The 18,599-nt window shown below is 61.6% G+C and carries 17 protein-coding genes; 8 read left to right on the top strand and 9 right to left on the bottom strand.

All coding sequences use genetic code 11. The features are described 5' to 3' along the window. The first annotated feature begins 17 nt into the window (after positions 1-17). Positions 18-647, top strand: coding sequence for a ribonuclease T2 family protein (locus QRN10_RS10195; protein ID WP_285428335.1), 630 nt, complete (start codon positions 18-20; stop codon positions 645-647). On the opposite strand, the gene QRN10_RS10190 is transcribed toward QRN10_RS10195, so the two are convergent. Continuing rightward, entirely contained in the window at positions 644-1,081 is a 438-nt protein-coding gene (locus QRN10_RS10190; RefSeq protein WP_253506906.1) for an Rrf2 family transcriptional regulator, read from the bottom strand. The two genes, QRN10_RS10195 and QRN10_RS10190, sit on opposite strands and share 4 nt — an antisense overlap. A gap of 145 nt (positions 1,082-1,226) precedes the next feature. Between QRN10_RS10190 and QRN10_RS10185 the strand changes: the two genes are divergently transcribed. Further along, positions 1,227-2,111, top strand: coding sequence for an NAD(P)/FAD-dependent oxidoreductase (locus QRN10_RS10185; protein WP_285428334.1), 885 nt, complete (start codon positions 1,227-1,229; stop codon positions 2,109-2,111). A 94-nt stretch (positions 2,112-2,205) separates the two neighbouring features. Further along, complete coding sequence (locus QRN10_RS10180; RefSeq protein WP_181077174.1) at positions 2,206-2,793, top strand: LysE family translocator; 588 nt, start codon at positions 2,206-2,208, stop codon at positions 2,791-2,793. Here QRN10_RS10180 and QRN10_RS10175 read toward each other — a convergent pair. The 8 genes from QRN10_RS10175 to gloB all read right to left on the bottom strand — a co-directional run bounded on the left by QRN10_RS10175 (position 2,735) and on the right by gloB (position 13,507). Next, positions 2,735-3,610 (bottom strand): AraC family transcriptional regulator, encoded by an 876-nt coding sequence (locus QRN10_RS10175; protein WP_253506914.1) that lies wholly within the window; start codon positions 3,608-3,610, stop codon positions 2,735-2,737. The genes QRN10_RS10180 and QRN10_RS10175 overlap by 59 nt on opposite strands. A 48-nt stretch (positions 3,611-3,658) precedes the next feature. Beyond that, the gene (locus tag QRN10_RS10170) at positions 3,659-5,260 is read right to left on the bottom strand and encodes an ABC transporter ATP-binding protein (protein ID WP_285428333.1); all 1,602 of its coding nucleotides are present in this window, start codon (positions 5,258-5,260) and stop codon (positions 3,659-3,661) included. 1 nt (position 5,261) lies between these two features. Then, positions 5,262-6,281 carry an ABC transporter permease gene (locus QRN10_RS10165; RefSeq protein ID WP_181077179.1) on the bottom strand — a complete coding sequence of 340 codons (1,020 nt, stop codon included), beginning with the start codon at positions 6,279-6,281 and terminating at the stop codon, positions 5,262-5,264. A 1-nt stretch (position 6,282) separates the two neighbouring features. Continuing rightward, the gene (locus QRN10_RS10160; protein WP_181077181.1) at positions 6,283-7,356 is read right to left on the bottom strand and encodes a microcin C ABC transporter permease YejB; all 1,074 of its coding nucleotides are present in this window, start codon (positions 7,354-7,356) and stop codon (positions 6,283-6,285) included. Further along, entirely contained in the window at positions 7,357-9,192 is a 1,836-nt protein-coding gene (locus tag QRN10_RS10155) for an extracellular solute-binding protein (protein WP_253506920.1), read from the bottom strand. Further along, positions 9,189-11,018: an extracellular solute-binding protein gene (locus QRN10_RS10150; RefSeq protein ID WP_181077184.1), complete on the bottom strand. Its 1,830-nt coding sequence runs from the start codon at positions 11,016-11,018 to the stop codon at positions 9,189-9,191. Before QRN10_RS10150 ends, QRN10_RS10155 begins: the two co-directional genes overlap by 4 nt. A gap of 210 nt (positions 11,019-11,228) precedes the next feature. Continuing rightward, complete coding sequence (locus QRN10_RS10145) at positions 11,229-12,641, bottom strand: transglycosylase SLT domain-containing protein (RefSeq protein WP_285428332.1); 1,413 nt, start codon at positions 12,639-12,641, stop codon at positions 11,229-11,231. A 98-nt stretch (positions 12,642-12,739) separates the two neighbouring features. Continuing rightward, positions 12,740-13,507 (bottom strand): hydroxyacylglutathione hydrolase, encoded by a 768-nt coding sequence (gene gloB / locus QRN10_RS10140; RefSeq protein ID WP_285428331.1) that lies wholly within the window; start codon positions 13,505-13,507, stop codon positions 12,740-12,742. A gap of 65 nt (positions 13,508-13,572) precedes the next feature. Here gloB and QRN10_RS10135 point away from each other — a divergent pair, with 65 nt between their 5' ends. The 5 genes from QRN10_RS10135 to QRN10_RS10115 all read left to right on the top strand — a co-directional run bounded on the left by QRN10_RS10135 (position 13,573) and on the right by QRN10_RS10115 (position 18,589). After that, positions 13,573-14,331 (top strand): class I SAM-dependent methyltransferase, encoded by a 759-nt coding sequence (locus QRN10_RS10135; protein ID WP_181077190.1) that lies wholly within the window; start codon positions 13,573-13,575, stop codon positions 14,329-14,331. A 30-nt stretch (positions 14,332-14,361) separates the two neighbouring features. Further along, the gene (rnhA, locus tag QRN10_RS10130; RefSeq protein ID WP_034097030.1) at positions 14,362-14,814 is read left to right on the top strand and encodes a ribonuclease HI; all 453 of its coding nucleotides are present in this window, start codon (positions 14,362-14,364) and stop codon (positions 14,812-14,814) included. A gap of 70 nt (positions 14,815-14,884) precedes the next feature. Continuing rightward, complete coding sequence (gene dnaQ, locus QRN10_RS10125) at positions 14,885-15,625, top strand: DNA polymerase III subunit epsilon (RefSeq protein ID WP_253511825.1); 741 nt, start codon at positions 14,885-14,887, stop codon at positions 15,623-15,625. A gap of 118 nt (positions 15,626-15,743) precedes the next feature. Further along, a complete protein-coding gene (locus QRN10_RS10120; RefSeq protein WP_285428330.1) occupies positions 15,744-17,999 on the top strand; it encodes an Orn/Lys/Arg family decarboxylase in 2,256 nt (751 codons plus the stop codon). Between the two features lie 20 nt (positions 18,000-18,019). Beyond that, positions 18,020-18,589 carry a GNAT family N-acetyltransferase gene (locus tag QRN10_RS10115; RefSeq protein ID WP_181077351.1) on the top strand — a complete coding sequence of 190 codons (570 nt, stop codon included), beginning with the start codon at positions 18,020-18,022 and terminating at the stop codon, positions 18,587-18,589. The last annotated feature ends 10 nt before the right edge of the window (positions 18,590-18,599 follow it).

The following is an 18,599-nucleotide window of genomic DNA, read 5'->3' as shown; positions in this document are numbered from 1 at the left end:
TCCAAAGGAATACACGCATGAAATACTGGATGGTGATGTGGCTGGCGCTGACCACCGGCGCCCTGGCGGCGCCGCGTGACCCAGGGACGCCGGGGCAATTTGATTTCTATGTGCTGTCGTTGTCGTGGTCGCCGACGTTTTGCCTCACGCACCCGGACAACGAACAGTGCTCCGGCAAGGGCTATGGCTTCGTGCTGCACGGCCTGTGGCCGCAATTTGCCCGGGGCGGTTGGCCGGCCTCCTGTGCACCGCAACAACCACTGAGCCGTGAAGCCCTGGCCAAGGGCGCCGCGCTGTTCCCCACGGCGGCGCTGCTCAAGCATGAATGGGCCCGGCACGGCACCTGCAGCGGCCTTGAACCACTGGCGTATCTGGAAAAAACCGACACGGCCCTGGGCGTGGTGTCCATTCCCGAGCAACTTCAGCCGTTCCACACGCCGGCATCGCTGTCGGCCCGCGAGATCGAGACGCTGTTCCGCCAGAGCAACCCACGCATGGGCGACCATGGGCTGGCAGTGATCTGCAAAGGCAAGGTGCTGTCGGAAGTGCGGGTATGCCTGACCAAGGACCTGGCTTTTGCCGGTTGCCCCCGCAGCGTCAAGACCCAATGCCGCCAGGGCGAGATTCGCATCCCTGCGCAGCGTTAGGGCTGCATCGCCACACGAAAGCGCTCATCGAAGTCTTCGGCCAATTGCGCCAGGCTCACCTGGCCCAGGCGCTGCAGCAGCAGCGCCTGGGCCTGTTCGAAGGCATCCGTCAGTGCCGCGTTCACCGCTTGTTCCACCAGGCATTCAGGGTGGTCGGTAGACAGCCCGATGGCAAATATCGACGGCGTGCCGAGGGCGTTATGAATGTCCAGCAAGGTGATCTCATTTAAAGGCCTGCCCAGGGTCCAGCCGCCCTGATGGCCCTTCTCCGAACGCACATAGCCCTTGTCCTTGAGCAGCCCCAACGTGCGACGCACCACCACCGGATTGGTGCCGAGCATCTGTGCGATGGTCTCCGAGGTGGCGCGCTCGTCGTGGCGACCCATGTGGATCAGCACATGCAGCATGCGCGATAGCCGCGTGTCGTTTCTCATTGATCAGCCCCAAGGTGGAATGGGTCGAAAGTATCCTTCGTAACCTGAAAAGTTGCGAGATGCTTGACGCTCTATTTTCATGTAACTTATGGTGTGTCATGAAAGCATCCGGATACCCGAGTGCATCTGACACGAGGCCATACTCATGATCTACGACGTCATTATCGTTGGCGGCAGCTATGCCGGCTTGTCCGCAGGCCTGCAACTGGCGCGGGCGCGGCGCACTGTACTGGTGATTGATGCGGGTCAGCGGCGCAACCGATTTGCCGCCACTTCTCACGGTTTTCTGGGGCAGGACGGCCAGGCGCCCGACGTTATCGCCAATGCCGGCCGCAGCCAGTTAATGGCGTATCCGACCGTCAGCTGGGTGCAGGACAGTGTGATCCAGGCCGACGCTCACGCGGGCGGTTTGCGCTTGCGCACTCAGTCGAACGGCGAGTTCAGCGCGCTGCGGGTGATCCTCGCCACCGGCGTGGTCGACGAATTGCCCGCCATCGACGGCCTGGCGCAGCGTTGGGGCAAGCGGGTGTTCCATTGCCCGTACTGTCACGGTTATGAGCTGGACCAAGGCCGCATCGGCGTATTGGCAACGTCTGCCCTGGCGATGCACCACGCGTTGATGCTGCCGGATTGGGGCACCACCACCCTGTTTACCAATGGGGTGTTCACACCCGATGCCGAGCAGCAGGCGCAGTTGGAGCGCCGTGGCGTGCGTGTGGAACCCACTAGGGTGACTCGCATCAGCGGTGAACACGCGGACCTTGAGTTGGTTGACGGTCGGGTGATCCAGATGGACGGCATCTTTACCCAGTCCCGCACCCGGATCAGCCCGCTGGCCGAGCAGTTGGGGTGTGAACGTATCGACGGTCCCTCCGGTCCTTATCTGTTGACCGGTGAAACCCGCCAGACCTCCGTGACCGGGGTGTTCGCCTGTGGTGACCTGTCCCTGGCCGCCGGTTCGGTGGCATTGGCGGTGGGCGAGGGCGTGCGCGCCGGGGTGGGCGCGCATGTTTCGTTGATCAACGGTTGAAGCCAGGGCCAAGGGTGATTTTGTTCAATACTGCCGCGCGCGCACCTTTTATCGTGATGCCCTGTTTATGTACCTTCATGAAAAGGGAACCACCATGAGCCTGATCATTTCCATGGCCGCCTTCGCGCTCGCCACCTCCATCACGCCTGGCCCGGTCAATGTGGTGGCGCTCAGTTCCGGCGCACGGTTCGGGTTTGTCGCCAGCCAGAAGCACGTGTTCGGCGCCGCGGTCGGGTTCACGTTGCTGCTGGTGCTGATCGGCCTGGGCCTGCACGAAGTGCTGCAGCGCTGGCCGGTCCTGACCCAGCTGATCCAGTGGGGCGGCGTAGTGTTCCTGCTGTACATGGCCTGGAAACTGGCGGTGGACGACGGGCGCCTGGATGCCCAGGGCAGTGCGACGGCGCCATCGATGCTCTATGGCGCGATCATGCAGTGGCTCAACCCCAAGGCCTGGCTGGCGTGTGTGGCGGGCATGGGCTTGTTCGTAGCAGACGGCGATGCGGCCCAGGTCTGGATATTCGCCGCGCTTTACCTGGTGATCTGCTATCTGTCGGTGGCGTGCTGGGCTTATGCCGGCACTTTTCTGCGCCGTTACCTGGGCAACCCCCGCGGCGTGCGGGTGTTTAACCGTTCAATGGCCGCGTTGCTGGTGGCCAGTGTGGGTTATTTGCTGATGGCATGAGCCGGTCGCGGTATTGGCCTGGCGTGGCGGCGAAATGTTGTTTGAAGGCGCGCTGGAAGTGGGCCTGGTCGGCGAAGCCGGCGGCAAGCGCCACGTCGGCGATCAGCTCGCCCTGGCGCAGTTGGTTGCGCGCAAACTGGATACGTTGGTTGACCAGGAACGCGTGAGGCGTCAGCCCGTAATACTGCTTGAATGCGCGGATCAGGTACGACGGCGACAGCTGCGCCGCCAGGCAGATGTCTTCCAGTTTCAACGCCTGGGTGCAGTGCGCGCGAATGTACTCGGCCGCACGCTCCAGCTTGTGGTTGACCTCGCGCATCGGCGTCGGCGAAGGGTTCAGGCGTTGCTGCACATCGCTGAAGTAGCTCACCAGCGCACTCTGCTTTTGCAGGTGTTCGGCCTGTTCATCCACTAGGGTGCGGTACAGCGCCAGCAGGCCACGATACAACAGCGGGTCGCGGGTATAAGGCGTATTGAACGGCCGATAACCCTGGTCGGTGCTGAAACCCAATTGGTATTGCAGGTCGGTGAGCCAGGGCGTGTCGATGTACAGCATCCGGTAGGACCACGGCTCGTTGGCGATAGGATTGCAGGCGTGCACATCGCCTGGGTTCATTAACACCACGGTGCCGGCGCTGATCTCAAAGGTCTCGGCGCCGTAATGGTAATAGCTGCGCCCGGCGGTGATCGCGCCGATGGAAAAATGCTCGTGGGCGTGCCGCGCGTAGGTGACTTTGCGCCCGTCGGCAATGGCACGAGCCTCGATGAACGCCAGTGCGGGGTCTCGCCAGAAAAATGGAGCGGTTGCAGCCGTCATAAGCAGTACTCCTGCGGGCGCACATCGAAAACAGTGGACCGCATTCCGTCAGGCCGGGACCAGGAACGCGGCTTCCAGCAATTGCCGGGTATAGGCATGCTGCGGAGCGGCAAAAATGGCCTGCGCGTCGCCCTGTTCCACCACTTGCCCCTGCTTGACCACCATCAACTGATGGCTCAGCGCTTTCACCACCGCCAGGTCGTGGCTGATGAACAGGTAGGTGAGGTTGTACTTGGCCTGCAGGTTGCGCAGCAATTCCACCACTTGCCGTTGCACGGTGCGATCCAGCGCCGAGGTCGGTTCGTCCAGCAGGATCAGGCGCGGCTTGAGCACCAGGGCGCGGGCGATGGCGATGCGCTGGCGCTGGCCACCGGAGAATTCGTGTGGGTAGCGATGGCGGGACTCAGGGTCCAGTCCGACTTCCTTGAGCGCGGCGATAATCGCGGTTTCCTGTTCGGCCGGGGTGCCCATCTTGTGGATGCGCAAGCCTTCGCCGACGATCTCGCTGACGCACATGCGCGGGCTCAGGCTGCCGAACGGGTCCTGAAACACCACCTGCATTTCCCGGCGCAGCGGTCGCACCTGCTGCTGGCTGAGGGCGTCGAGTTGCTGGCCCTCGAAACGAATGCCGCCCTTGCTGGCGATCAAACGCAATATCGCCAGGCCCAGGGTGGATTTGCCCGAGCCGCTTTCGCCGACGATACCCAGGGTCTGGCCCTGGGGCAGGCTGAAATTGATGCCGTCCACCGCCTTGACGTAATCGACGGTGTTGCGCAAAAAACCCTTCTTGATCGGAAACCAGACTCTCAGGTCATCGACCTCCAGCACCGGCGGCCCGACCGCATTATCGGCCGGGCCGCCGCTGGGCTCGGCCGCCAACAGTTCCTGGGTGTAAGGGTGCTGCGGCGTCTGAAACAAGGTCTCGCAGTCGGCCTGCTCAACGATGCAGCCCTGTTGCATCACGCACACTCGATGGGCAATCCGCCGCACCAGGTTCAGGTCATGGCTGATCAATAACAACGCCATGCCCAGCCGTGCCTGCAGCTCCTTGAGCAGTTCCAGAATCTTCAGCTGTACGGTGACGTCCAGGGCGGTGGTCGGTTCGTCGGCGATCAACAGCTCCGGCTCGTTGGCCAACGCCATGGCGATCATCACCCGCTGGCGCTGGCCCCCCGAAAGCTCATGGGGCAGGGCCTTGAGGCGTTTGTGCGGCTCTGGGATGCCCACCAGTTCCAAGAGTTCCAGGGTGCGCCGGGTGGCGACCTTGCCGGTGAGCCCCTTGTGCAGGCCGAGCACTTCGTTGATCTGCTTCTCAATGGAGTGCAGCGGATTCAACGAGGTCATCGGTTCCTGAAAGATCATCGCGATGCGGTTTCCGCGAATATGCCGCAGGGTTTTTTCCTTGATCGTCAGCAGGTCCTGCCCGGCGTACTCGATGGTGCCGGACGGATGCCGCGCCAACGGGTAGGGCAGCAGGCGCAGGATCGAGTGGGCCGTCACCGATTTGCCCGATCCGCTTTCGCCCACGAGGGCCAGGGTTTCGCCGCGCCTGATATCGAAACTGACGTTGTTCACCACGCGGTGATGATGTTCGCCGGTGACAAACTCGACGCTGAGGTCGCGGATTTCGATCAGATTGTCCTGATTCATCTCATTTCCTCGGGTCGAAGGCATCGCGAGCGGACTCGCCGATAAACACCAGCAGACTCAACATGATCGCCAGCACGGCAAAGGCGCTCATGCCCAGCCACGGCGCCTGCAGGTTGGATTTGCCCTGGGCTACCAATTCGCCCAGCGACGGTGAGCCGGCGGGCAGGCCAAAGCCGAGGAAGTCCAGGGCGGTGAGGGTGCCGATGGCGCCGGTAAGAATGAACGGCATAAAGGTCATGGTCGAAACCATGGCATTGGGCAGGATGTGGCGGAACATGATCGCGCCGTTCTGCATGCCCAGCGCCCTTGCCGCGCGCACGTATTCCAGATTGCGCCCGCGCAGGAACTCGGCGCGCACCACGTCCACCAGGCTCATCCACGAAAACAGCAGCATGATCCCCAGCAGCCACCAGAAGTTAGGTTGCACGAAACTGGCGAGGATGATCAGCAGGTACAGCACCGGCAACCCGGACCAGATCTCCAGGAAGCGCTGCCCGGCCAGATCGACCCAGCCGCCGTAGAAACCCTGCAACGCCCCTGCGATCACGCCGATAATCGAGCTGAGCACGGTCAAGGTGAGGGCAAACAGCACCGACACCCGAAAGCCGTAGATGACCCGCGCCAGCACGTCGCGGCCCTGGTCATCGGTGCCCAGCAGGTTGACCGACGACGGCGGCGCGGGAGCAGGCACCTTGAGATCGTAGTTGATGCTCTGGTAGCTGAACGGAATCGGCGCCCACAGGGTCCAGGCGTCCTTGGCCTTGAGCAGTTCCTGGATATACGGACTCTTGTAGTTGGCCTCCAGCGGGAATTCGCCGCCGAACGTGGTCTCGGGGTAGCGCTTGAGTGCGGGGAAATACCAGCCGCCGTCGTAGTGCACCGCCAGCGGTTTGTCGTTGGCGATCAGCTCCGCGCCCAGGCTGAGCACGAACAGCGTCAGGAACAGCCACAGCGACCACCAGCCACGCTTGTTGGCCTTGAACCGTTCGAACCGGCGGCGATTGAGGGGGGACAGGTTCATCTCAATGCTCCCGGCTGGCAAAGTCGATGCGCGGATCGACCAGGGTGTAGGTGAGGTCACCGATCAGTTTCACGATCAGCCCCAGCAGGGTGAAAATAAACAGCGTGCCGAATACCACCGGGTAATCGCGGTTGATCGCCGCTTCGAAACTCATCAGGCCCAGGCCGTCCAGGGAGAAAATCACCTCCACCAGCAACGAGCCGGTGAAGAAAATCCCGATGAACGCCGAGGGGAAACCGGCGATCACCAGCAGCATCGCGTTACGAAACACATGGCCATAGAGCACGCGGTGGTTGGTCAGGCCCTTGGCCTTGGCGGTGATCACGTACTGCTTGTTGATCTCGTCGAGAAAGCTGTTTTTGGTGAGCAGGGTCATGGTGGCAAAGTTGCCGATCACCAGCGCCGTGATCGGCAATGCCAGGTGCCAGAAATAATCGAGGATCTTGCCGCCCCAACTCAACTCGTCGAAGTTGTTGGAGGTAAGGCCACGCAGCGGGAACCAGTCGAAATAGCTGCCGCCGGCGAACACCACGATCAGCAGGATCGCAAACAGGAACGCCGGGATCGCATAGCCGACGATGATCGCCGAGCTGGTCCACACGTCGAAATGGCTGCCGTGCCGCGTGGCCTTGGCGATCCCCAGTGGGATCGATACCAGGTACATGATCAGCGTGCTCCATAGCCCGAGGGAGATGGACACCGGCATTTTTTCCTTGATCAGATCGATGACCTTGGCGTCCCGGAAGAAGCTGTCGCCGAAATCCAGGCGCGCGTAGTTCTTGATCATGATCCACAAGCGTTCCGGCGCCGACTTGTCGAAGCCGTACATCTTCTCGATTTCCTTGATCAGCGCCGGGTCCAGACCCTGGGCGCCACGGTAACTGGAGCCGGCTACCGCGACCTCGGCGCCGCCGCCGGCGATCCGGCTGGTGGCGCCCTCAAAGCCTTCGAGCTTGGCGATCATCTGCTCCACCGGGCCTCCGGGGGCGGCCTGGATGATGACGAAGTTGATCAGCAGGATCCCGAACAGCGTCGGGATAATCAACAACAGGCGGCGAATGATATAGGCCAGCATTCAATTGCCTCCGCTCGCCGCTTCGGCGTTCGTCTGGGGGGCCGATGGCACGGCGGGGGGTACGTTGGGCTTGCTCCACCAGGTGGACACGCCAACATCGTACAGCGGCGACACTTTGGGATGACCGAGGTGGTTCCAATAGGCCACGCGGAACGTCTTGATGTGCCAGTTTGGAATCACGTAGTAGCCAAATTGCAGCACTCGGTCCAGTGCTCTGGCGTGAGCGATCAGGCTGTCACGGGAGTCGGAATCGATCAGCGCCTCCACCAATTCGTCGACCGCCGGGTCTTTGAGGCCCATGTAATTGCGGCTGCCCGGCTTGTCGGCACTGGTGGATTTCCAGAACTCGCGCTGTTCGTTACCTGGCGACGAGGATTGCGGAAAACTGCCCACCAGCATGTCAAAGTCCCGCGAACGCAGGCGGGTGACGAACTGCGACACGTCCACTCGGCGAATCACCAGGTCGATACCCAGGTCGGCCAGGTTGCGCTTGAACGGCAGCAGGATGCGTTCGAACTCGGTCTGGGCCAACAGGAATTCGATGGTCACCGGTTTGCCGGTGGTGTCGACCATCTTGTCGTCGACGATTTTCCAGCCGGCCTCCTGCAAGAGTTGGTAGGCCTCGCGCTGCTGGGCGCGAATCATCCCGCTGCCGTCGGTTCTGGCCGGTTCGAACGCTTCGGTAAACACCTGCGGCGGGATTTTATCGCGCAGCGGTTCGAGAATTTTCAATTCGTCGGGGCCGGGCAGGCCGGTGGCAGCCATGTCGGAGTTTTCGAAATAGCTGCGGGTGCGCGTGTAGGCGCCGTTGAACAGCTGCTTGTTGCTCCATTCAAAGTCCAGCAGCAGGCTGATGGCCTTGCGCACCCGCACATCCTGGAACATCGGCTTGCGCGTGTTGAACACGAAGCCCTGCATGCCGGTGGGGTTGCCGTTGGGGATTTCTTCCTTGATCAGGCGGCCTTGCGCCACGGCGGGCACGTTGTAGGCGTTGGCCCAGTTCTTCGCGCTGAACTCCGACCAATAGTCGAATTGCCCGGCCTTGAGCGCCTCCAGGGCCACCGTCGCATCGCGGTAATAGTCGGTGACGCGTTGGTCGAAGTTGTACAGGCCTTTGTTGATCGGCAGGTCTTTACCCCAGTAGTCCTTGACGCGCTCATAGCGTACCGAGCGTCCGGCGTTGACCTCCGCCACTTTGTAGGGGCCGCTGCCGAGGGGGAACTCCAGGTTGCCTTTGTTGAAGTCCCGCGTGGCCCACCAGTGCTTGGGCAATACCGGCAACTGGCCGAGGATCAGTGGCAGTTCGCGGTTATTGGTGCGCTTGAACTTGAACAGTACCCGCAGCGGGTCCTCGGCGATCACTTCGTCGACATCGGCATAGTAAGTGCGGTAGAGCGGGGTGCCGTCCTTGATCAAGGTCTGGAAACTGAACACCACGTCGTCGGCGCGCATGGGGTGGCCGTCGTGGAAACGTGCCTCGGGGCGCAGGTAGAAGCGCACCCAGCTGTTGTCCGGGGCCTTTTCGATTTTGCCGGCCACCAGGCCGTACTCAGTGAAGGGCTCGTCCAGGCTCTGGGTAGCCAGGGTGTCGTAGATCAGCCCGATATTGTCGGCGGGCACGCCTTTGCTGATAAACGGGTTGAAACTGTCAAAACCGGACAGGCTCGATTCGCGGAACGTGCCGCCCTTGGGGGCGTCGGGGTTGACGTAATCGGTGTGCTTGAAGTCCGCCGGGTATTTCGGCGGCTCGTTGTAGAGCGTCAGCGCATGTTGCGGCGCGGCATGGGCTGCGGTGCACAGCAACAGGCTGGCGAGTGCAGTACGCAAGTACATCATTGGGCTTTCTCCGAAGCTTTCAGCCACCACGCGCTCAGGCCCAGGCTGTAGGGCGGCGTGGTGACAAAGGCGAACCGGTTGCGGTAGGCCAGGCGATGATAGTTGAGGTACCAGTTGGGAATGCTGTAGTGCTGCCACAGCAGCACCCGGTCCAGGGCGCGGCCGGCGGCCAATTGTTCGTCGCGGGTCTGCGCCGCCAGCAGTTGTTCCAGCAGGTGGTCGACCACAGGGTTGGCGATGCCGGCGTAGTTCTTGCTGCCCTTGATCGCGGCCTGGCTGGAGTGGAAGTACTGCCACTGTTCCAGGCCGGGGCTCAAGGTCTGGTTGAGGGTGATGAGGATCATGTCGAAGTCGAACTGATCCAGGCGCTGCTTATACTGGGCGCGGTCGACGGTACGCAGGTGCGCATCGACGCCGATGCTGATCAGGTTCTCGATATAAGGTTGCAGAATCCGTTCCAGGTTCGGGTTGACCAGCAGAATCTCGAAACGCAGCGGCTGCCCCTCCTTGTTGAGCAGGCGTTGGCCGGACAGTTTCCAGCCGGCCTCGCCCAGCAACGCCAGGGCACGCCGCAAGGTCTCGCGGGGGATGCCGCGCCCATCGGTCTGGGGCAGGCTGAAGGGCTGAGTAAACAGACTGGCTGGCAACTGTTCGCGGTAGGGCGAGAGCATCAGCCATTCATGACCCACCGGCACGCCAGTCGCTGCGAACTCGCTGTTGGGGTAGTAGCTCAAGGTGCGTTTGTAGGCGCCGCTGAACAGGGTGCGGTTGGTCCACTCGAAGTCGAACATCATCCCCAGGGCTTCACGTACCTTGACCTGGCTGAAGGTCGGGCGTCGTGTGTTCATGAACAGACCCTGGCTCTGGGTCGGGATCTGGTGGGCGATCTGCGCCTTGATCACATCGCCGCGGTTGACCGCCGGGAAGGTGTAGCCATTGGACCAGTTCTTGGCCTGGTGCTCGATATAGATGTCGAACTCGCCGGCCTTGAACGCTTCGAAGGCGACATCGCTGTCGCGGTAGAACTCCACGTCGACCTTGTCATAGTTGTAGAAGCCCCGGTTAACCGGCAGGTCCTTGCCCCAGTAATCCTTGACCCGTTCGAACACCAGTTGCCGGCCCGGCGTAACCTTGCTGATACGGTACGGCCCGCTGCCCAGCGGGGGTTCGAAGGTGGTGGCCTTGAAGTCGCGGTTCTTCCAGTAATGCTGCGGCAACACCGGCAGCTCGCCCAGGCGCAGGATCAGCAGCGGGTTGCCCGCGCGCTTGAACACAAAGCGGATTCGGTGAGGGTTGAGCACATCCACCCGCGCAACTTCCTGCAGATTGGTGCGGTATTGCGGATGGCCCTCGGTGAGCAGGGTACGATAGGAAAACGCCACGTCATCGGCGGTGATCGGCTTGCCGTCATGGAAACGTGCTTCCGGGCGCAGATTGAACACCACCCAGCTGCGGTCCTCGCTGTACTCCACCGATTGCGCAATCAGGCCATAGCTGGAGGTGGGTTCATCGCCGGACGGCGCGTATTGGCCGGTGCCGACCATCAACGGCTCGTTGAGCTCATTGATACCGTATTGCGAGAAATTGGGCGTGGAAACCGGGCTTGAGCCCTTGAACGTGTAGGGATTGAGCGTATCGAAGGTGCCAAACCCCATCACCCGCAGGGTGCCGCCTTTGGGCGCCGCAGGGTTTACCCAGTCGAAGTGGGTGAATTTGGCCGGGTACTTGAGCGTGCCGAACTGCGCGTAACCGTGGCTTTCGGTAATCGTCGCGTTGGCAGCAAAGCTCAAGGCCAGACTTATTAGTAGAAGGAGGGGACGCTTCAAGTCAGAGATCCGATCCAGGCGGCTTGGGCTTTATGATCGGTACAGTAACAGCTTGTTCCGGTTGGAAAAAGACAGTCGCAAACACTGGAGAGCAATGTGGGAGGGGGCTTGCCCCCGATGTTGGTGTGTCAGCCAGTGAATCCGGTGACTGGCACACTGCCATCGGGGGCAAGCCCCCTCCCACATGGGTTCTGCGGCGTTCTTCAGGCGTTAGCGGGGCCCGGAAACGACCAGCATCTGGCCTGGCTTCAGCGCCTGGCCGGTGCGTGGGTTCCAGCGCTTGAGATGTTGCATCTCGACGTTGAAGCGCTTGGCGACGATGTACAGAGAGTCGCCTTTCTTGACCTTGTACTGCACCGGCTTTTTGCTGTCGGCCTTGGCCACCGCCTTGCGAGTGTCCTGCATCACCAGGGTCTGGCCGACTTTGAGCGCCTGGCCGTTGAGCTGGTTCCAGCGCTGCAGGTCATGCACGTCGACCTTGTTGGCCTTGGCGATCAGTGTCAGGTTGTCGCCGCTGCGCACCTTGTAGCTGCGGGTACGCCCGGCCACACGTGCGGTTTCAACTTCGTCGAATACCTGCTTTTTCGGGCGCATCGCCAGCAATTCTTCAGGCTTCATCGTCGACAGGGTGCTGGTGAGCAGTTGTGCCTTGGAACTTGGCACCAACAGATGCTGCGGGCCGTCGAGGGTGGTGCGTTGCTTGAGTGCCGGATTGAGCTGGAACAGTTCGTCTTCGTCGATTTCAGCCAGGGCGGCGACCCGGGACAGGTCCATGCTCTGCTTGACTTCCACCACTTCGAAATACGGTGTGTTGGCAATCGGGTTCAGGTTGACGCCATACGCTTCGGGCGCCAGTACCACTTGGGACAGTGCCAGGAACTTGGGCACGTAGTCCTTGGTTTCCTGGGGCAGGGGCAGGTTCCAGTAGTCCGTGGGCAGGCCGAGCTTCTCGTTGCGCTCGATGGCCCGGCTGACGGTGCCTTCGCCGGCGTTGTAGGCGGCCAGGGCCAGCAGCCAGTCGCCGTTGAACATGTCGTGCAGGCGGGTCAGGTAGTCCAGGGCGGCGGTGGTGGAGGCGGTGATGTCCCGGCGTCCATCGTAGGCGCGGGTCTGGCGCAGGTTGAAGTAGCGCCCGGTGGAGGGGATGAACTGCCACAGGCCGACCGCATCGCTGCGCGAGTAGGCCATCGGGTTGTAGGCACTTTCGATCACCGGCAGCAGCGCCAGCTCCAGCGGCATGTTGCGTTCTTCAAGACGTTCGACGATGTAATGAATGTAGAGGCTGCCGCGTTCGCCGGCGTTTTCGAGAAAGGAGGGGTTGCTGGCGAACCACAGGCGCTGTTGCTCGATGCGCGGGTTGACGCCCAGGCCTTCCTGCAATTGAAAGCCCCGGCGCATGCGTTCCCACACGTCCTGGGGCACTTCGGGGCTGGGTTTCTCGGAGAGCCAGATCGGTTTTTGCTTGATCTTGGCGGCAAGGTTGGGTTTGGGTTGCACGGTGGATTGTGCGGCGTAATTCGTCGATTGGCAGCCCGCCAATGTGGCGGACACAGCCACCGCCACAGCTTGAGCCAGGCGGGTCAATGCGTCTGAATGGTTGGATTTACGAATAGATGACGACATTGGCTGGAAGTAAGTTCCGGGCAAAAATGTCGGGCGATTCTAGAAAGCACTTGGGTTGCGGTCAACCATTCAGAAATTGCGTATCAGATTGCATCGACTTAGAACTTATCTTTCCATGCCCTCAGGCTGGCAAATACCTCGGCCCCAGAGCGGTTGTCGCGTCCGTTCCGTTCGTCCGCTTTTTGTTTAACGGATGTTTCAGCGGTGCGCAGAAACGGATTGGTGCGCTTTTCCAGGGCCAGGTTGGACGGCAGCGTCATCTCGCCGCGGGCGCGCCGTTGTCGGACCTCTTCCACCCGTTCGGCAATGTCGGCGTTGTGCGGCTCTACCGCCTGGGCGAATGTGAGATTGCTTTGGGTGTATTCGTGGGTGCAATACACCTGCGTGTCATCGGGCAGGGCGGCCAGGCGTTGCAGCGAGGCGTGCATCTGCTCGGGCGTGCCTTCGAACAGGCGGCCGCAGCCGGCGGCAAACAGGGTATCGCCGCAGAACAGCATACCCCGATGGTAGTAGGCGATATGGCCGAGCGTGTGGCCGGGTACGGTGTATACATCGAAATCCAGGCCCAGCGCGGTAATGCGGGTATTGTCCTTGAGGGCGACGTCCCGGCCTGGGATGGTTTCGTCCGCCGGCCCGTAGACCTTGGCGTTCGTTGCACTTTTCAACTGCTCGACACCGCCGACATGGTCGTGGTGGTGATGCGTGATGAGAATGTCGCTGAGGCTCCATTCCGGGTTTTGCCTGAGCCAGGCCAGCACCGGCGCGGCATCGCCGGGATCGACCACGGCGCAACGCTGGGTATCCGGGTCTTGTAACAACCAGATGTAGTTATCGGTGAAGGCGGGCAGGGCACTGATCTGTATCATTCTTCGATTCGCCAAGCTGAACACATTGGTGCATCTTAGAACGTCCAGGCGAGTTGGAGAATGCAATGACTGATAAAGCGTTCGCCCAGGCCGATCCCGAGTGGCTGGCCTTGATCGGTGCGGCCCGCGAATGGTTGTCCGGGCCGATCGGGCAATTTCTGCTGGACGAAGAGCGGCGCATGCTCGAAGACGAGCTGGGCCGGTTCTTCGGTGGTTACCTGGTGCATTACGGGCCGTCGGCCCAGACGCCGCCCGCCGCGCCGCAAGTGCAGCGCAATGTGCGCCTGGGCGCACCGTTGCCCGGGGTGGAGATCGTGTGCGAGGAGCAGGCGTGGCCGTTGAGCGAGCACGCTGCCGATGTGGTGGTGCTGCAGCACGGCCTGGATTTCTGCCTGTCGCCCCATGGTCTGCTGCGTGAAGCGGCCAGCAGCGTGCGCCCGGGTGGCCATTTGCTGATTGTCGGGATCAACCCCTGGAGCAGTTGGGGCCTGCGCCATGTATTCGCCCACGACGGCCTGCGCCAGGCGCGCTGCATCGCGCCGTCGCGAGTGGGGGACTGGCTGAACCTGCTGGGCTTTGCGCTGGAGAAACGCCGCTTCGGGTGCTATCGTCCGCCGCTTGCCTCGGCCAAGTGGCAGACGCGCCTGGCGGGTTGGGAGCGCAGGGCGGGTGCCTGGCAACTGTCGGGCGGCGGCTTCTATCTATTGGTGGCGCGCAAGATCGCCGTCGGGTTGCGACCGGTACGCCAGGCGCGCCGCGAACCCATCGGCAAGCTGGTGCCGATGCCGATGGCCAAGGTCAACCGCAAGCAAAGCCAAGCGTAAAACTTCTTTTGATTTCAGACCGAGCAACCGATGACCGATAGCGTAGAACTCTTCACCGATGGCGCCTGCAAAGGCAACCCGGGCCCTGGCGGCTGGGGCGCCTTGCTGGTGTGCAAGGGCGTCGAGAAGGAATTGTGGGGCGGCGAAGCCAACACCACCAACAATCGCATGGAGCTGATGGGCGCAATACGCGGCCTGGAAGAGCTCAAGCGCCGTTGCAACGTACTGCTGGTGACCGACTCGCAATACGTGATGAAGGGCATCAACGAGTGGATGGTCAACTGGAAGAAGCGCGGCTGGAAAACCGCAGCCAAGGAACCGGTTAAAAACGCCGACCTGTGGCAATTGCTCGATGAGCAATGCAATCGCCATGACATCACCTGGAAGTGGGTGCGCGGTCACATCGGCCACCCTGGCAACGAACGCGCCGATCAATTGGCCAACCGTGGCGTCGACGAAGTGCGCGGCTACAAGCAGGGCTGATGCCGGGCGACGTGTTAAGATCGCGCGCTTTGAACTACACCACACCGTTGAGAGCTGAACCCTGATGGCCATCCGATCCGTTGTACTCGATACCGAAACCACCGGCATGCCGGTGACCGATGGTCACCGGATCATTGAAATCGGCTGCGTCGAACTCATGGGTCGCCGCCTCACCGGCCGTCACTTCCACGTGTACCTGCAACCGGACCGTGACAGCGATGAAGGCGCGATTGCCGTTCACGGTATTACCGACGAATTTCTCAAGGGCAAGCCGCGTTTCGCCGAAGTGGCCGATGAGTTCTTCGAGTTCATCAACGGCGCCCAACTGATCATCCACAACGCGGCGTTCGACGTCGGCTTCATCAACAACGAATTCGCCCTGATGGGGCAGACCGACCGCGCTGATATCTCCAGGCACTGCTCGATCCTCGACACCCTGATGATGGCGCGCGAGCGTCACCCGGGCCAGCGCAACAGCCTCGATGCCTTGTGCAAACGCTATGGCGTCGACAACTCCGGCCGTGAACTCCACGGCGCCTTGCTTGACTCCGAGATTCTCGCCGACGTTTACCTGACCATGACCGGCGGGCAAACCAGCCTGTCCCTGGCCGGTAATGCGTCCGATGGCGCCGGCTCGGCCGAAGGCTCGGGCAATCGCGCTTCGGAAATTCGCCGCCTGCCGGCCGACCGCAGACCCACGACCATTATCCGCGCCAGCGAGCAGGACCTGGCCGAGCATGCGGCACGGCTGGAAGCGATTGCCAAGTCGGCGGGTGCGCCCGCGTTGTGGACCCAGCTGACCCAACAGTAATGCGGGAGGGGCTCGCTCCCTTCCACTGTTGATCGCCCTGGTCGCCAAAATCTTCATTCGCCACATCCGCTCCCAGCTTCTACCCTTGAGTGCATAGCCCTCAGGACTACAAGCCCTCATGTACAAAGACCTGAAGTTCCCCATCCTTATCGTGCACCGCGACATCAAGGCCGACACCGTTGCCGGTGACCGGGTCAGGGGAATCGCCCAGGAGTTGGAACAGGAGGGCTTCAGTATTTTCTCCGCCGTGGACTACGCCGAAGGCCGACTGGTGGCGTCTACCCATCACGGCCTGGCGTGCATGCTGATCGCCGCCGAGGGTGCCGGAGAAAACACTCACCTGCTGCAAAATATGGTGGAACTGATCCGCCTGGCACGGCTGCGCGCGCCGAACCTGCCGATCTTCGCCCTGGGCGAGCAGGTCACCCTGGAGAACGCCCCGGCCGATGCCATGAGCGAACTCAACCAACTGCGCGGCATTCTTTACCTGTTCGAAGACACCGTGCCGTTTCTGGCCCGCCAGGTGGCCCGCGCGGCGCGCACGTACCTGGATGGCCTGTTGCCGCCGTTCTTCAAGGCCCTGGTACAACACACCGCCGATTCCAACTATTCCTGGCACACCCCTGGTCATGGCGGCGGCGTGGCTTATCGTAAAAGCCCGGTCGGGCAAGCGTTCCATCAGTTTTTCGGGGAAAACACCCTGCGCTCGGACCTGTCGGTCTCGGTACCCGAACTGGGCTCGCTGCTCGACCATACCGGCCCGCTGGCCGAAGCCGAGGCCCGCGCCGCGCGCAATTTTGGCGCCGACCATACCTTTTTTGTGATCAACGGCACCTCCACCGCCAACAAGATCGTCTGGCATTCCATGGTCGGTCGCGATGACCTGGTCCTGGTGGATCGCAACTGCCACAAGTCAGTGTTGCATTCGATCATCATGACCGGCGCCATCCCGTTGTACCTGTGCCCGGAACGCAATGAGCTGGGGATCATCGGCCCGATTCCACTCAGCGAGTTCAGCCCCGAGTCGATCCGCGCCAAGATCGATGCCAGCCCGTTGACCCGTGGCAGGCCCGCCAAGGTGAAGCTGGCGGTGGTCACCAATTCCACCTACGACGGCCTGTGCTACAACGCTGAGCTGATCAAACAACAACTGGGCAGCAGCGTCGAGGTGCTGCATTTTGACGAAGCCTGGTACGCCTATGCGGCGTTTCACGAGTTTTTCGCCGGGCGTTATGGCATGGGCACCTCTCGCACCAAAGACAGCCCCCTGGTGTTCAGTACCCATTCAACCCACAAGCTGCTGGCGGCGTTCAGCCAGGCATCGATGATCCACGTGCAGGACGGTGGTGCCCGGCAACTGGACCGTGACCGTTTCAATGAAGCGTTCATGATGCATATCTCCACCTCGCCGCAATACAGCATTATCGCCTCGCTGGACGTCGCCTCGGCCATGATGGAAGGCCCTGCCGGTCGCTCGCTGCTGCAGGAAATGTTCGACGAAGCCCTGAGCTTTCGTCGCGCCCTGGCCAACCTGCGCCAGCATCTGCCTGCAGAAGACTGGTGGTTTTCCATCTGGCAGCCGCCGTCGGTGGCCGGCATCGACCGTGTTGCCACGGCGGATTGGCTGCTGCACCCGCAGGATGACTGGCATGGGTTTGGCGACGTGGCCGAAGACTACGTACTGCTTGACCCGATCAAAGTCACCCTGGTCATGCCCGGCCTCTCGGCCGGTGGTGCGTTGAGCGACTGCGGGATTCCCGCCGCGGTGGTCAGCAAGTTCCTTTGGGAGCGTGGGCTGGTGGTGGAGAAGACCGGCCTGTATTCCTTTCTTGTGCTGTTTTCCATGGGCATCACCAAAGGCAAATGGAGTACCTTGCTCACCGAGCTTTTGGAGTTCAAGCGCAACTACGACGCCAATGTCAGCCTGGCCAGTTGCCTGCCCTCGGTATTTGCCCAGGGGCCGGTGCGTTATCAGGGCCTGGGGTTGCGCGACCTCTGCAATCAACTGCACAGTTGCTACCGCAGCAACGCCACGGCCAGGCACCTCAAGCGCATGTACACGGTGTTGCCGGAAATCGCCATGAAACCGGCCGACGCCTACGACCAATTGGTACGGGGCGAAGTCGAGGCCGTTTCCATCGATAACTTGCCAGGGCGCGTTGCAGCCGTGATGCTGGTGCCTTATCCGCCGGGCATTCCGTTGATCATGCCGGGCGAGCGTTTCACCGAGTCGACGCGTTCTATCATCGACTACCTGGCTTTTGCTCGAACATTCGATAGCAGCTTCCCAGGTTTTGTCGCGGATGTTCACGGGTTACAACACGAAGACGACGGCAGTGGTCGTTGTTACACCGTCGATTGCATCAAGGGTTAAGGATGGTTATGCAAGCTGTAATGAACCCGAAGTACCCAGGGCTCAGTGTGCGGGTCGCCGACGCAGGTTTTGATGCGTATGTGTGGGGCAATGACTTCAGTTTCGAGGTCAGCGCCTACGGCATACCGGAGATGGGCAAACGCGTGGACCAATGGTCGGTGGAGCGCATCCTGCCGTATCGCAAGTGCTACGGCATCGACCCGGAAGAGTTCGCCAGTTTCCGCGATGCTCCCGACAGTGCAATTTTCATGGCCTATCTGGACGACGAGCCGGTAGGGCACATTGTAGTGAGCACCAATTGGAACGGCTTTGCCCATGTCGACGAGCTGGCGGTGGCCTTGCATGCGCGTCGACACGGGGTGGCCAAGGCGCTGCTGGATGTCGCGCAGTTCTGGAGCCGCAAGAAAAGCCTGCCGGGCATGATGCTCGAAACCCAGAACAACAACCTCGGCGCCTGCCGCCTGTATGAACGCTGCGGTTATGTCATGGGTGGAATCGACCACCTGCGCTATCGCGGCATCGATCCGCAGACCCGCGAAGTGGCGATTTTCTGGTACCGGTTGTTCAAGACCGAACGGGATGCGAGCTGAGCCCGCTCCC

Source organism: Pseudomonas sp. lyk4-R2A-8 (assembly GCF_030209095.1).
GTDB lineage: Bacteria > Pseudomonadota > Gammaproteobacteria > Pseudomonadales > Pseudomonadaceae > Aquipseudomonas > Aquipseudomonas quebecensis.
This window is presented reverse-complemented; position numbering and strand designations above follow the sequence as displayed.